General features: G+C 42.8%; 15 protein-coding genes. 9 read left to right on the top strand and 6 right to left on the bottom strand.

All coding sequences use genetic code 11. The features are described from left to right. Nucleotides 1-62: 62 nt before the first annotated feature. Nucleotides 63-1,031, bottom strand: a complete 969-nt coding sequence (locus QUB13_RS22985; protein ID WP_333385259.1) for a polysaccharide deacetylase family protein — start codon at nt 1,029-1,031, stop codon at nt 63-65. A 229-nt stretch (nt 1,032-1,260) separates the two neighbouring features. On the opposite strand from QUB13_RS22985, the gene QUB13_RS22980 reads away from it, so the two are divergent. Together QUB13_RS22980 and QUB13_RS22975 are read left to right on the top strand one after the other, a co-directional pair. After that, nucleotides 1,261-1,689 (top strand): DUF1824 family protein, encoded by a 429-nt coding sequence (locus QUB13_RS22980; RefSeq protein WP_194070672.1) that lies wholly within the window; start codon nt 1,261-1,263, stop codon nt 1,687-1,689. Then, nucleotides 1,682-1,849, top strand: coding sequence for a hypothetical protein (locus tag QUB13_RS22975; RefSeq protein WP_194070673.1), 168 nt, complete (start codon nt 1,682-1,684; stop codon nt 1,847-1,849). Before QUB13_RS22980 ends, QUB13_RS22975 begins: the two co-directional genes overlap by 8 nt. 123 nt (nt 1,850-1,972) lie before the next feature. Here the strand turns inward: QUB13_RS22975 and glgA are convergent, their stop codons facing one another. Then, complete coding sequence (glgA, locus tag QUB13_RS22970; RefSeq protein WP_333385254.1) at nt 1,973-3,400, bottom strand: glycogen synthase GlgA; 1,428 nt, start codon at nt 3,398-3,400, stop codon at nt 1,973-1,975. Between the two features lie 154 nt (nt 3,401-3,554). On the opposite strand from glgA, the gene QUB13_RS22965 reads away from it, so the two are divergent. After that, the gene (locus QUB13_RS22965; RefSeq protein WP_333385251.1) at nt 3,555-3,707 is read left to right on the top strand and encodes a hypothetical protein; all 153 of its coding nucleotides are present in this window, start codon (nt 3,555-3,557) and stop codon (nt 3,705-3,707) included. 291 nt (nt 3,708-3,998) lie between these two features. Here the strand turns inward: QUB13_RS22965 and QUB13_RS22960 are convergent, their stop codons facing one another. Both QUB13_RS22960 and hemC read right to left on the bottom strand, forming a co-directional pair. Next, on the bottom strand, nt 3,999-4,823 hold the full coding sequence (locus QUB13_RS22960) for a S1C family serine protease (protein WP_333385249.1): 825 nt from the start codon (nt 4,821-4,823) through the stop codon (nt 3,999-4,001). A gap of 350 nt (nt 4,824-5,173) precedes the next feature. Next, complete coding sequence (hemC, locus tag QUB13_RS22955) at nt 5,174-6,145, bottom strand: hydroxymethylbilane synthase (RefSeq protein ID WP_333385246.1); 972 nt, start codon at nt 6,143-6,145, stop codon at nt 5,174-5,176. A 325-nt stretch (nt 6,146-6,470) separates the two neighbouring features. On the opposite strand from hemC, the gene QUB13_RS22950 reads away from it, so the two are divergent. Together QUB13_RS22950 and QUB13_RS22945 are read left to right on the top strand one after the other, a co-directional pair. Next, on the top strand, nt 6,471-6,926 hold the full coding sequence (locus QUB13_RS22950; RefSeq protein WP_194010649.1) for a Panacea domain-containing protein: 456 nt from the start codon (nt 6,471-6,473) through the stop codon (nt 6,924-6,926). Further along, complete coding sequence (locus QUB13_RS22945; protein WP_333385242.1) at nt 6,927-7,367, top strand: MAG6450 family protein; 441 nt, start codon at nt 6,927-6,929, stop codon at nt 7,365-7,367. A gap of 76 nt (nt 7,368-7,443) precedes the next feature. On the opposite strand, the gene QUB13_RS22940 is transcribed toward QUB13_RS22945, so the two are convergent. Next, nucleotides 7,444-8,472, bottom strand: coding sequence for a hypothetical protein (locus tag QUB13_RS22940; protein WP_333385238.1), 1,029 nt, complete (start codon nt 8,470-8,472; stop codon nt 7,444-7,446). Nucleotides 8,473-8,864: 392 nt separating this feature from the next. Further along, entirely contained in the window at nt 8,865-9,425 is a 561-nt protein-coding gene (locus QUB13_RS22935) for a hypothetical protein (protein ID WP_333385235.1), read from the bottom strand. 189 nt (nt 9,426-9,614) lie between these two features. On the opposite strand from QUB13_RS22935, the gene QUB13_RS22930 reads away from it, so the two are divergent. The 4 genes from QUB13_RS22930 (at nt 9,615) to QUB13_RS22915 (ending at nt 12,682) form a co-directional block, all read left to right on the top strand. After that, a complete protein-coding gene (locus QUB13_RS22930) occupies nt 9,615-10,700 on the top strand; it encodes a T4 RnlA family RNA ligase (protein ID WP_333385232.1) in 1,086 nt (361 codons plus the stop codon). An 83-nt stretch (nt 10,701-10,783) separates the two neighbouring features. Beyond that, complete coding sequence (locus QUB13_RS22925; protein ID WP_333385230.1) at nt 10,784-11,632, top strand: phosphatase domain-containing protein; 849 nt, start codon at nt 10,784-10,786, stop codon at nt 11,630-11,632. A gap of 162 nt (nt 11,633-11,794) precedes the next feature. Continuing rightward, nucleotides 11,795-12,013, top strand: a complete 219-nt coding sequence (locus QUB13_RS22920; RefSeq protein ID WP_333385227.1) for a hypothetical protein — start codon at nt 11,795-11,797, stop codon at nt 12,011-12,013. 72 nt (nt 12,014-12,085) lie between these two features. After that, nucleotides 12,086-12,682 (top strand): Uma2 family endonuclease, encoded by a 597-nt coding sequence (locus QUB13_RS22915; protein ID WP_333385224.1) that lies wholly within the window; start codon nt 12,086-12,088, stop codon nt 12,680-12,682. Nucleotides 12,683-12,765 lie beyond the last annotated feature (83 nt).

The raw sequence follows: 12,765 nt of genomic DNA, 5'->3' as shown, positions 1-12,765 counted from the left end.
CCCAACCTGCGGATAAACGAGCAAAATTAAGCAAATAAACAACAACAAAATGCTACCTAAAGCTACTCTTTCTTTCGGAGAGTAGAAGCTTTTTTAGCAATCTGAATTAAACCTTGATGCGACATATATTTATCCACAGTGATGCGAGAAATACGGTAGTTATTTTTGAGTCTGTTTGCTCTGAAGAAATTGTCATTGTACAAAAAACCAGTTAAATGATATTTAGGCAAAATCTTTTCCACTTGTCTGTTGGATGCGCCGTAGGGATAAGCTATGTGAGCGCCAATAATCTTATTTTTGTCCAAATCTCCCATACATTTTATCAATTCAGACTTAGATTGGGCAATTTCTAATTCTAATTCTTTTCCGCTAATTTGAGTGAAGTTTTTGTGAGCAAAACCGTGAGATTGAACGTCATAAAAACCTTGTTTATATCCGTCTCTTAAATCATTGCAACTAGCGTGGGCTATAAATTTTTTACCCATATCCACACCTAAGAACTGAGGATTGACAAATAACACAAATTTGCCTTTTTTCTTGTGGATTGCTGAAAGTTTTTCTAAGACGGGAAGTGCATTTACATGAACGCCTTTATACCCGTCATCAAAGGATATCATGATCGGTTTTTGACCCAATCTTTGAGCTGGTATTGGCTGGGACTTTTTGATAAAGTATATGTACAGGTCTTGAGATGATAATAACCAATAGTTTTCTTTCATTATATATTCTAAAAATACTGAAAAATCTTGTTTGGTGTAGTCTATGGAAAAAGCAAGGCGCTTTGGTGGCACTTGGGCGGGATTGCGAGTGTCTACAATGTCATGAAAGCCGATTAATGGGATTTTGATGAAATTAGATTCTACTGTCCAGCCAGAAATACCTATACAGATGCCAAATATCAGGAATAAGTAGAGCGGCTTGGCTTTCTTTAGTAGCCTAAAAATAATTTTCATCACAAGTTTGAGGTTTTTTAACAATTGCTCGCACTTCATAATTGCTTGACTAATTTGTTGTTTTTTTCTCTCTACCATTAATAGAGGGGAATTCAGCTAATTTTAGATTTTTGTGATATTTCTTTGGAATCTAGGTAGAGTGTGCGATCAGTAAGTCGATCGCCCAAAATGATTTCCCGATCCACAATTAGGCTATAATCGGGGCTGGCGCGAGTGTTACCGCCGTCGATCGAGGGTTGCAATGGCAGAAATCCGTTGACGAGTGCCCGAGTGTCGATCGTACTTTTGGTAAATATCAGAGCAATTCATGTCTACTCAAAACCCGACTACCCTGACTGTTGAAGCAGCACAGCAAATCCTCAAAGATTTTACTTGTCTGGATATGCAATCTGTAGCGTCGCCGCTGGAAAAACAGGCGTTGCGTCAAGCGATTTTGCTAGTAGCAAGTTTGTCGGATTATCAAATGCTGGGAGTTTGCGCTGCTTCGACGGATGAGGGTTTTTTAGCTTTAGAAACTTATTTGAAAGCTTTCGGATATCAAGCTGTTTTAGATCCAAATACTGGTTCGACCTTTACCGGTTCGGTTTATATTAAGTTCAATACTTTGAAGGGTTCCTATTATGTTGATGGTTATCCGGGAACTTACCGAGGAGTTTTAGTGTCGTGTCAATTTTCTTCTGAAGATGGAGTTAGCGGGACTTACGGCCATTTACCTCTCGATTTATTTGTTGATTAATTGGGCATTGGGCGGAGCGAAGCGGAGGGATTGGGCATCGGGCAAACAGGGCATCGGGCAAACAGGGCATCGGGCATTGGGCATTGGGCGGAGCGAAGCGGAGGGATTGGGCGGAGCGAAGCGGAGGGATTGGGCATCGGGCATTGGAGCCAAAAACTAACAAATAACAAAGAACAAATAACAAATAACAAATAACAAATAACAAATAACAAAGAACAACAGCCAACAGCCAACAGTCAACAGCCAACTGTCAACTGTCAACTGTCAACTTACCCATTACCAATTAACCCTTACCACCGCTCAATTCGGGTTCGGGTTCCGGTGCATTTTCTTCGGGCGATATCCCCAAAATGTCGCTGTACAAATTGACATATTTCTTGGCAGAAATATCCCACCCAAAATCTTCTCTCATGCCGCGCTGTTGCAGTTCTTTCCACTTATCTTTGTAGCGGAAACTTTCCCATGTTCGGATCATGCAGGTGAACAAGTCGAGGGGCTCGTAGCGATCGAAGCAGTAACCTGTACCAGTATTGTCGATCGGGTTATTGTGGGAAACGGTATCAACTAAACCGCCGGTGCGGCGCACCATTGGGACGCAGCCGTAGCGGAGGGCGAGCATTTGGCTGATGCCGCAGGGCTCGAAACGGCTGGGCATCAGGAAGGTGTCGCAGCCTGCGTAAACGCGACGGGAGAGGGCTTCGTTGTAGAGTAATTGGGTGGACATCCGACCGGGATAGCGGGCTGTCATTTGCCAGAGTTGGGTTTCGTAGTAGCGATCGCCCGTTCCGAGTACAATAAATTGAGCGTCGGTATAGGCCATGAACAGATCGAGCATTTGAATGATCAAATCCAATCCCTTCTGTTCTACCAGCCGCGTCACCATGCCGATTAAAAAGGCACCTTTATTCACTTCCAAACCGACTTCTTCTTGCAGGGCAATTTTGTTAGCTGGGCGCTTTTCTAGCGTATCAACACTGAATTGTTGATGGAGGTACTTGTCAGTTGCTGGGTTGTAAGATTCTGTATCAATTCCGTTCAAAATGCCCGAAACCTTGCCGCCGATGTAAGACAGCAAACCTTCCAAAGTTTCGCCGTAAGCTGGGGTTTTGATTTGCTCGGCGTAGGTGGGCGAAACTGTATTTACGCGATCGGCAAACTGTACTGCAGCAGCCATTGTATTGTGACCTTGCATATACCAAGGACACCAAGTCATCTGTTCCAAACGCCAGCGCCACGGCCCTTGATAAGCTAAATTGTGAATAGTAAAAACCGTGCTGATATCGGGGTCAGGCTTCATCCAAACAGGTATCATCCCCGTGTGCCAGTCGTGACAGTGGATAATTTGGGGTTTCCAGTAATTCCAGGCAAATTCAGCGGCAGCATTAGCAAAAAAAGTGAACCTCCAATCTTCATCTAAACCGCCGTAAACGCGGCGCGGCAAGAAAGATGGATGTTGCAATAAGTATAAAGGTACATCGGTTCCCGCCAAAACACTTTCAAAGACTGAGAAATTTTGGAACATCGCCGCCCCATTCCAAACAGGTTTTTTGGGAACGTCCATTTTGTCGGCAACGAAGCCGTAGTAGGGCATGAAGATGCGGACATCGTGTCCCATGCGCCGCAAAAACTTAGGCAAAGCGCCGACGACATCGCCCATGCCGCCAACTTTGGCCAGGGGTGCTGCTTCGGCAGATACAAATAAAATTCGCATTATTTTTGTGTGTTCCTTGGGATAGTTAGTCTAGATTAAGTTTAAATGGCGAGGGACACAATGTTAACGCGCTGTCCAAAAACAAGTATAAATCTCTATTGTGGGTGGTTAAGCAAAAAATGTTAGCGATCCCTTTAAACAGTTAGTCGAGGCTGTGAAGGAAATATCAAATCTCAAGTCTCAAATCTCCAGTCTGAAATCGACTTTAAAGGTAGAAAGTATGGAGTTTCTGCCCTATCGGATGCCGGCAGATAGTTGGATACAAACACTGCCAATTGCCAGTAGCGATCGCACCTACTGCACCTGACTATCTATGTCGCTGGGGCGATCGTGTAAATTATTGTTACAAAAATTCGCACTGTGCGTAAAAATAAAAGGCTTTTTCCTAAATACCTACATCTCCTGAAATTTGGGGAGAAAAAAGCTATGGGGTTTTTATCAAATAACCCCGAACAATCATCCTCACCTCAGCGTTAAATTCAATTAATTGTTAATTTATGGGTGGGGTGGGGGCGGGTTTTGATCATTTGTCGTTTGGTGTCAAATATCTGCGTAAACCCGCCCCTACAAATCTGGAAAATCTATCAACAATTCCCGACTAATTTTGAGAATCTTCCTCAAAAGTTTCCTCAAATCCAGCTAAAAAGTCATCCAAAGCTTCAGAAGCGATCGCCAAATTAATACTATCAGCATCCTCCAATCCCCACACATTCACCCCAACCACTTGACCGGCCATATTAATCAGCGGCCCGCCGGAATTTCCCGGATTAATCGCCGCATCAGTTTGCAACACCTTCACCTCAGCAACCCGATCCTCTTCGTCCCCTTCCTCAGACTCGTCAGGTTCGCGAATTGCACTAATAATACCTTGAGTTAAAGTTGCAGCAAACTGTCCCAAAGGATTACCCACCGCAATTACCGGGTCGCCCACTTTTACATCAAAAGATAACTCTAAAGGAGGATGCTCTTGGGGAGATTCCACTTGTTCCCCTGTTTCGGGATCGAAGGTAAAATCGCTAATCAAGAGTAATGCTAAATCTTCTTCGGCATTACCAGTAAACACCACCTCCGCCAATCTCAACTTTCCGTCATTAGTTTCTACTAAAACCTGTTCGATTTCATCTTCTTCATAGAAGTAATCTTCATCCGCAATATCTTCGATTACATGATAGTTAGTGACAATTATATCCGGCGATACAAAAAAGCCGCTTCCCGAAGAAATTTCTTGTTCTGTATCCCAATCCATCACGTAAACTGAAACTATCGACGGCAAGATTTGTTCGACGACATCCGAGAAACTTCCTGCTTGAGTTTTGAACTCTTTCAATTGCTGCTGCAAAGCTTTTTGGTCTGCCTGCATTTTGCGATAAAGTTCCTGAACTTTTTTCACTTCCAGCTTTAATTGAGTTGCTCTAGCGCTCATGTTTTTGCCTTTCCCTAAAATAGATTGCTGATTTATTTTGGATGTTTGATTGTAGATTTTGGATTGGTATGTTGACAAGAATCAGACTAAGCCCAAGAAACCCGGTTTTTCCGAAAAATCCTAGGCTTTGCACCCCGGCATTCATCCATAAACCTGGTTTCTCAACAGCAGCCCTCAATTAGTCAGATATTTGTGAAATCATCCGCAATTTTCTCTAAAATTCCCATCCAACACCTAGAAACATACTGCTAATTTACTCATTTTTGTCAAAGCGAACCGCCAGTTATTTTTTTTCAATAAAAGGCGATATTTCGCGTTTAAGCGCCTTGACAAATAAATGCTGACTTGGTTTAGGAACCGCGTTGAACTTCGATAAAAATTTCCTCCAAAATTTCGCTGGCTCCCTGTTCGCGCAGGCGGTGAGCGAGATCAATTCCCAGCATTTCAGCAGTCTCGGCAGCGCCGGAAACAGTATCTTTGACGAAGCGCTGGCCGTCGAGACTCGATACCATTCCGGTTAAGGTTAATTGACCGTTTTCTATTTTGGTATTGACGCCGATTGGTACTTGACAGCCGCCTTCTAATTCCCGCAGAAATGCGCGTTCGGCATAACATCTTTGGGCGGTTTCCGTATGTTCGAGAGCTTTGATCACTGCCATGATTTCTGTATCTCCAGCGCGGCATTCGATGCCCAATGCACCTTGTCCGACGGCGTGAAGGGAGATTTCAGGAGGAATAATTTGATGGATGCGATCGCCCATTCCCAATCTTTCCAATCCTGCAACTGCTAGAATAATGGCGTCGTAACCGCCATCATCTAATTTTGCGAGTCGAGTATTGAGATTGCCGCGAATATCTTTAAATTCAAAATGAGGGAAATGGTGCCGCAGTTGAGCCAGCCGCCGCAGCGAAGAAGTGCCGATTACGGAACCTGCGGGGAGGGTGTCGAGTTGCTTGTCTTTGTGCTTGGAGTTAACTACCAAGGCGTCAGCGGGATTTTCCCGTTCGGTGACGCATCCTAAAATTAAACCTTCGGGCAAATTGGTAGGTAAATCTTTGAGGGAATGAACGGCAAAGTCCGTTTCATTGTTGAGCATTCCCGTTTCTAATTCTTTGGTGAAAAGTCCTTTGTCGCCGATTTTAGCGAGGGCGACATCAAGAATTATGTCCCCTTGGGTGGACATGGTGTGGACTTCAAAAGTGTGTTCCGGGAAGTGTTTCTGTAGCTCTGCTTGCACCCAGTGGGTTTGCACTAGAGCGAGTTGGCTTTTGCGGGAACCGATGCGGACGGTTCGGGAGGGGGCAGATGTGGTTGGGGACATAAGATCGATCGCAGGATAGCTTGAAATGAGCCAGTATATTCACCTGATCTAGCGTACCGCAGGTGGGGACTTTAATTGCTGGTTGGCACAATTAGGGGGATAAAACTGAGCCGATCGACCTGGAGAGCGAAAGGCAGCCGACGCTATATGATTTGCCTAGGGTCGATCGGGCCTAAGCTGGTGCAAGCTGAAGAGTTTGCTCCCAGGTTGCAGGATTTGAGGAGAACAATGTGGGAATAAGGGGGAAAGGGCGATCGAACTTCTCAAGCCACCGAATAGTTTACCATAAAAAGTCAATTTGTCAAATTACTAAAATCCTAAAACTATGAAAAGCGCTCTGGATGTAGCTCGTTACTTTTTATGTCGTGTCGATCGAGAAGCAGGCGATACTATTTCTCCTCTCAAACTGCAAAAACTCGTTTATTACGCACAAGCTTGGAGTTTAGTCTTTAGAGGCCAGCAGCTATTTTTTCAAGATATTGAAGCTTGGGTTTCCGGCCCCATTGTCCGCCATGTTTGGGATGAGTACAAAGCTTACAAATATACCGATATTCCCGCTCCCGATAATTTTGAGGGAGAATTTGAGGAAGATGAGATTGAGGTACTCGAAGAAGTTTGGAATGCTTATGGAGAATTAAGTGCTAAACATTTGGCAGAATTGACACAATCTGAGACACCTTGGCTCAACGCCCGCCAGGGATTAGAACCGGCGGAAAAATCAACTAAAATCATTTCCCACGAGGATATGAAATCCTGCTATGCACCTTTGGTGGAGGCGTAAGTGGGTAAAAAAAGTCAAATACCAAAGCCACCTCAAAACAAGCAACAAAGAAGAATTCCAGAGCAAGCAACTCAGTTAAATCGACCAAGCAGTACAGATGACGAGCATCCTAGCTTCAGATTCACTTATGCAGATAAAAATCGTTGGCTTCTATCTGACTGGACATCATCAGAAATCAATGACCTAATTGAAGGACTCAAGAAAATTGAGAAATATACTTGGGGTCAAATCAAAGGTCACGGCTCAAAAAAACGAGGTGAATCAGTGGGAACGGGTTATAAGTTGATTAACATTCATCCGACTTTGCCTGACAATATTCCTGAAGATGAGAGATTATCAGAAATGCGAATTGATGAGAAAAAACGGATATTTGGGTTTCGCGTTCAGTCTGTTTACTACATCATTTGGTTTGACCGCAATCATTCAGTTTGTCCCGAATAAAGTTTATGAGTAATGAAAATATCGATTCCCTAGGATGCGGAAACGCGCGCGTACCTTTTCCATTTACCCGCAAAATTTAACGTGACCCAGCTTGAAGTGCAGAATTTGCTATCCCAACAACTTCTGACTGCCTTCCATTTTTGAGACTTACTCGGTAAAGTACACCCAGCCTTTGCCACTCCACATAAGAAATGCAGTAATTACCGCAAGTTTGGAAATAAATTCCCCTCATTCCGCCTGCTAATTCAATGCTTCTATAAGAATCCCTAGGCAATTGCGATGGAGGCGAAAACGGTTCATTTTTTTTAGCTGTGATTGTGCCAAAAGCACAAGCTCCGGCGCGGCAGCCTTTGCCTAAATACATTTCAACAATGTAACCGTGGGAGCCAGCTTGCACGTCAAAATCAAGTTGCTGAGTGTCAGATAAAGGAAGTATGCTCGGCAGAAAAACAGGTACTCGTGTTTTGCCTTTGATTTGCTGAGAAATGTTACTTACTGGAAAACGAGTATTAGCTTGATTTGTACCTGAATTGTTGGGAATTGGGGGGAATTTTTGGACAAAGTTTCTCCATTGTACAACTCTAGTTTTCTCAACGTTCAGAGTAGGAATAGAATATTTTTCTACAGCAAGAGATGGCTGACCGCCTGGAAGGTCGAAATTGCGGCGAATTACTGTAATTTCTGGTTTCCCTAACCCGTAAGTTGTGGCTGTGGTACGGGCGAGATTGCAGCTAATTTTGAAGTTTCCCATGTCAATGTTGCCATTGGCGGCTCCGTAAGACCAATTGTAACCGGCCCAAGTGCGATCGCGATCGCACAAAAAATGAGAAATCTCAAACATCTTGGCAATATGAACATCGTACAACCGCAACTTGGAGCTGCCGGCAGATTGTGTAGTATTGCGATCGGGCACAATAAATTGTGCGGATTGCCAGCCATCTTGAGAAGTATAATTAAACCAGCGAATTTCTGTGATTTGCGTTTCTGTCCTTGCTAGGGCTGAGTATGGTGTCAAAATTGCGTTAGCGAAGCCCTCGAAAAGGATCGTCAAAGCAGTAACCACACCAACAACAATCGCCCCAAATAGCCATCTTCCCCTCATCATAATTTCCCTCCAAGTAGATAAGTATAACAAACCATATTACATTCGGCTGCGGCTTGCTGTCGGTTAACATTTATAGCCTTTCTCAAACAGGTGAGAAGTCAATCGATTTTAAATTTAAGATACTTCGATTTCGCCCTACAAGTTTTAGATTAATGGATTGAGAAATTGAAGGATTGACTGCTCATATCCTGTCCGGTAGATTAACACCATAAAAAAGGTTCATTATGCGGACTAAAGTCCGCATAATGAACAAAATTTTATCGTTGTCAATCGAACTGACTTGATATCAATACCTCATTTTTCACTCTAACTGCCATATCATACAATAACAGTAAGATACGCCCAAAAGACGCACCCTACATAATTATTTCCTGTATTTAAGACTGCAAAACTTAACGTTTTCTCGCTAAAATAGCAGAATTAGCTGTTAAAATTAAATCCGATTCTCCTCCGTTTTTAATTGATATGGTATACATAAACCCCTGGTTTTTCCACTGAATAGATGCCGTGCAGTAAGCACCGCAACCGTTGTGAAAAACTCCTTTCATTCCGCCGGCAAGTTTAACATTTTTTAAAGTCTTAGTTACCCCTTCTACTTTCGTAGAAAATTTACCGCCTTTTTGAGCTCGAATTTCCCCAAAATTGCAAGCTCCCGCACCCCGGCAATTTGCTGTATAATCTATTGAAATAGCATAGCTATTCGGTTGCGCTTGGCTGTAATAGTAAAGCTTCCGCGAAACAATAAGCCGAGTGGGAATAAAAATCGGCACTTGTGTTTTGCCTTTTAATTTTGCCAAGATTTGACTTACCGGGACAGCAGTACCCGCTACAGCCACAGATTGGGTTTCCGGCAACCGCTGCGACAATTCGCCCGCACCCAACACTCGCGATACAGGTACTAAAGCAGTCAACACGCACGCAGCAGTCGCCAAAAGTAATAATTTATTGTTCACTGTTTTTGTCCTAGATGTTGAAACATTCCCTTTTTGTCCCCAACTGCATTCACCTATTTACAACGATACTCCACAATACAAAAATCATCAGATGGATCCCAGAAAAAATAGTTTAATTTTTGTTTACAAAATCGCCAAAATATACAATTGCCGATAAAATAGAGCAAGCGACAAACTTAGGAGTCGAACGTGGAACTGCAAGAGTATTTACGCCAGCACGGATTAGAAACATTGTGCGAAAATTATCATATCAAAGTGACCCGCCACCGCCAATATCCCGATTTAGTCTGTCTGAAATACTCGCAGATAGAATCTCCCCTGGGCGAAAAAATAGTTCAACAGTGTCGAGGCATTATTTTAGATTCATCTCAAAACTGGGAAATAGTTTCTTATCCCTACGATAAATTTTTTAATTACGGGGAAGGCCACGCCGCAGCAATTGATTGGAGTAGCGCCAAAGTTTACGAAAAACTAGACGGTTCTCTGATTACCATGTATTTTTATCAGGGAGAATGGAGAGTTCAATCTAGCGGTACTCCCGACGCAGCCGGCGAAGTTAACGGTTTTGGATTCAGCTTTGCGGAACTGTTTTGGAAAGTCTGGAAAGAATTAGGCTATGAATTACCGGAAGCAAGCGATGAGTGTTTTATCTTTGAGTTGATGACACCTTACAATAGAATAGTAGTTCAGCACAAATACAATGATATCGTGCTACATGGGGTTCGCAATACTGAAACATTGCTGGAAAGAGATCCTCTTTTTTGGGCTAACAGATATGTCTGGAAAGTGGTCAAAACTTATCCTTTGACTAGCTGGAAAGAAGTTATCGAAGCATCTCAAAATTTAGATCCGATGGACTCGGAAGGGTATATTATTTGTGATGCTAACTTCAACAGAGTTAAGGTTAAGTCTCCGCAATATGTCGCGATTTCTCACCTTCGCGAAGGATTTTCTACGCGCCGGATGATCAAAATTATTTTGACTAATGAAGGAGAAGAGTTTTTAGCTTATTTTCCTGAGTGGATTGATTTGTATCAAAAAGTTAAGAGTAAATATGAATTGTTGGTTCAAGAAATCGAGGAAGTTTACCGACAGCACGAACAGATTGAAGTGCAGAAAGATTTTGCTTTGGCTGTGAAAAATTTGCCGTATTCGGGGATTTTGTTTTCTTTGCGAAACCGCAGAGTTGCGGGCGTGAAAGAAGCTCTGCGCGATGTTACAATTCATAAGATAGAGGAGTTATTGGGTTTGGATTACATCCATCTAGGTTTGTGAAGAAGATGTCAGTAGTCAGTTGCCAGTTGTCAGTTGTTAACAGTCATTCCTAACAAATTACCAATTACCCATTCCGCATTACCATGAAAAGAGTTGTTGTACTTGTCGGTTTGCCTGCTTCGGGAAAATCTCAATTTGCGCGAGAATTGCTGCTGTCTGAACCTGCAAGATGGGTGCGGACGAATAAAGATTTGTTGAGAGAAATGGCTCATGCTTCCCATTGGTCGCCTGCTAATGAAAAATTTATTGTGCAGTTGAGAGATACGGTTATTTTGATGGCTTTGGAAAGCGGCAAGCACGTCATTGTTGATGATACTAATTTTGGACCTCACATCGAGCAGATCAAGGAGTTGGTTAAGGGTAAAGCTATCGTTGAAGTTAATGATTCTTTCCTGCAAGTTCCGGTGGAGGAATGTATTAAACGGGATTTGAAAAGACTTAATTCGGTGGGGAAAGATGTGATTTTGAAGATGTACAATAAGTATGTGCGGGTTCCGGTTGCGCCGCCGGAATATAACCCGGATTTGCCGGATGCAATTCTTGTAGATATGGACGGTACGCTGGCACTTCTCAATGGTAGAAATCCTTTTGATGCTTCAAAGTGCGATCGCGATTTACCGAATCAGCCTGTTTTAGATACCGTCCGCAAGTGGCAATCCAGTGCCAATATTATTGTAGTATCGGGCAGAACCGATGACTGTCAGCCTCAAACTGAAAAATGGTTGCAGCAGTATGAGGTGAATTATCACAGTCTTTATATGCGAAAAACTGGAGATATGAGGAAGGATGCGATTATGAAGGAGGAAATCTATCAGCAGCATATTGCAGGGCAACATAATGTTAAGTTTGTGCTGGACGATCGCCAGCAAGTTGTTGATATGTGGCGAAGCTTAGGATTGACGGTATTTCAAGTAGATGAAGGGGATTTTTAAAATTATGAAAACTGATTTTCTTGCCCTTGCTTTTAGGCTATTGAAGACAATTTATACATCGGTTTTTCTGAAGCAGAAGGGGGCGAACATTATTTCATCCTGACACGAAAATAATGATCGGAAGCAGAGACTGTTCCTAACAGAAAAAACATCTATGCAGAATTGGACGATGAATACTGGACAGAAGATGCAGGCATCGATTTTGTTACTCTTAGTCGCGATCGATTTACTGTTCGCTTTGGTTCCGATACTATAGCTCTTCTAGAATGCGATGAGGTCGCAATTACTTTCTCTTTAGAAGATGCTGATTTTGAAAGATTAAGGCACGTATTACAGAAGATAATGCGGGGGTATGAAAATAGATTGAATTTAATTGATTAGTCAATTGAGTGCCGGTGAGGCAGCAGCTAGCTCTAATGCTATAATCAAAGTAACAGTGACAAAAAAATTGTTATGATATCCATTCCCCAAGAACCCCCAAAGATGACGGTTGAGGAATATCTCGAATGGGAAGCTCAACAAGAGATTCGCCACGAATATGTCAACGGCGAAGTTTTTGCCAGGATGGGCAGTACAATTCCTCATAACGATCTGGCACTTAACTTTTACACTGCATTGCGCCCGCATCTGCGTTCCAGAGGCTGTCGGATGAACGTGTCAGATGTGAAATTGCAAGTCAGTTTTCAAAGCCGTTACTACTACCCTGATGTGATAGTCAGTTGCGATCCAGAAGACATTAATTCGCGCAATTTCATTCAGAATCCTAAAATCATTGTGGAAGTTCTTTCACCCAGTACAAGTGCTAAAGATCGGGATGAAAAATTCACTTGTTACCTGAAAATTCCGACTTTGCAAGAGTATATCTTGATTGATTCACAAAAGATTTTTGTTGAGCGTTACTGTCGGGGAGAGGGGAGAATGTGGCTGTACTATTCTTACACTGCTGGGGAGATTATCACTTTATCAAGTATTGGGTTTGATTTGCCGATCGCACTTTTGTATGAAGGTGTTGGATTTGAAACAGAAACAGAAACAGAAGCAGAAGCATAAAAACACACATTTTATGGCAACTAGATCGCGAACAGGCAAGATGCCTGTTCCACAAACAGTCAATTTGCTTGTTAATTGGCAGT

The sequence above is a fragment of the Microcoleus sp. B4-D4 genome (genome assembly GCF_036705185.1).
Taxonomy (GTDB): Bacteria; Cyanobacteriota; Cyanobacteriia; order Cyanobacteriales; family Microcoleaceae; genus Microcoleus.
Note: the sequence above shows the minus strand (reverse complement) of the source record. Positions and strands in the feature narration are given on the sequence as shown.